Source organism: Posidoniimonas polymericola, from assembly GCF_007859935.1.
Taxonomy (GTDB): domain Bacteria; phylum Planctomycetota; class Planctomycetia; order Pirellulales; family Lacipirellulaceae; genus Posidoniimonas; species Posidoniimonas polymericola.
Genome location: NZ_SJPO01000026.1, coordinates 1 through 1,437, shown reverse-complemented (window position 1 = coordinate 1,437; position 1,437 = coordinate 1). Strand labels below are relative to the sequence as shown.

At 67.0% G+C, this 1,437-nt stretch carries 1 protein-coding gene; it reads left to right on the top strand.

Features of this window, described 5'->3' with window-relative positions:
- Window positions 1-114 precede the first annotated feature (114 nt).
- Complete coding sequence (locus Pla123a_RS24375) at window positions 115-1,437, top strand: IS4 family transposase (RefSeq protein WP_146591969.1); 1,323 nt, start codon at window positions 115-117, stop codon at window positions 1,435-1,437.

Genomic DNA, 1,437 nt, shown 5'->3' with positions numbered 1-1,437 from the left:
TTACGCCGTTAACCCTCTGACAGTAGTAAGATTGGTCTTGATGCGGTGGCTTGGTCGCCTTAGAGGCGGTGTGGAAGATAACCCATGCCCCTGTGACCACGGAGGATCGGCAGGATGCCGCATCAAGACCAAGCGGGATTGGCCAACGCGTTGGATTGGTTGGCTGCGCCGACCATGTTCGGCAGGTACACGTTCCGCAGCGACTGCGTCTGGACGCCGTGGTCGCTTGTGCGGGTGACCTTGTTGTGGGCGTGGGGCGAGGAGTCGACGCTCACCGACCGCTACGCCGCCGCCGGAGAGATTACCCGACGGCTGCCCGACGGGCAACGCGAGTTGGTCAGCTACCAGGCGTTCCTGAAGCTGCTTGCGCGGCACTCGGGCGCGCTGTTGTTTGCGTTGCTCTCGATGCTGCAGCGTCGGCTGCAGCAGGACCTGGCGGGCTGCTACCGGGTGAGCGGCATGCTGGCGTTTGGGGTGGACGGCACGCGGGTGGAGCTGCCGCGGACCGCGGCGAATCAGCAGGCCTTCGCGTCGCCGACGTGCCGGACCCGCAAGCGGGGGCGCCGTCGTCGCGCCGCCTACAAGAAGGCGGCGAATCCGCAGGCTTGGCTCACGACGCTGTGGCATGTCGGCTCGGGGCTGCCGTGGATGTGGCGGCACGGGCCGAGCGGCTCGTCCGAGCGGGAGCACCTGCTGGAGATGCTCGCCTCACTGCCGGAGCCGGCGTTGCTCACGGCCGACGCGGGCTTCGTCGGCTACGACTTCTGGCGGCGGCTCCAGGAGGCGGGCCACGACTTCCTGATCCGCGTCGGAGCCAACGTGACGCTGATCAAGCAGCTCGGCTACTTCCGCGAGCAGGAGGGACGCGTCTACCTGTGGCCCGACAAGAGCGCCCGCAAGAGGCAGCCGCCCATCGTGCTGCGGCTGGTTATCGCCCAGGGCGGCAAACGCCCGGTTTACCTCGTCACCAGCGTGCTGACCAAGAGCCGGTTGACCGATAAGCAGGTGATCGAGCTGTACCGCGCGCGGTGGGGCGTGGAGGTCTTCTACCGCAGCTTCAAGCAGACGTTCGCCCGCCGCAAGCTGCGCAGCGGCTCGCCGGTCAACGCGGGCGTTGAGCTCGACTGGTCCCTCGCCGCCCTCACGGCCGCGTGCCTGTACGCCAAGAAGCTGCAGGTCGACCACGGTGAGTCCCCGCAACGCACCAGCGTCGCCGGCGTGCTGCGGGTCCTCCGGCAGGCCATGCGCGGCGTCGCCATCGAGCTCCCAGCACGCCTCGCCCACGCGCTCATCGACGCCTACCAACGCCAGAACAAGGCCAGCCGAGACTACCCCAAGAAGAAGCCCAAGTACTCCGGCGCCACACCGCCCAAAATCCTCAAGGCGACCAAACTGCAAGTACAAACCGCTAACCAACTCAGAGGGTTAACGGCGTAA

Coding starts and splice junctions, on each gene's coding strand:
- Pla123a_RS24375 (WP_146591969.1), top strand. CDS start 115: ATGCCGCATCAAGACCAAGCGGGATTGGCCAACGCGTTGGATTGGTTG.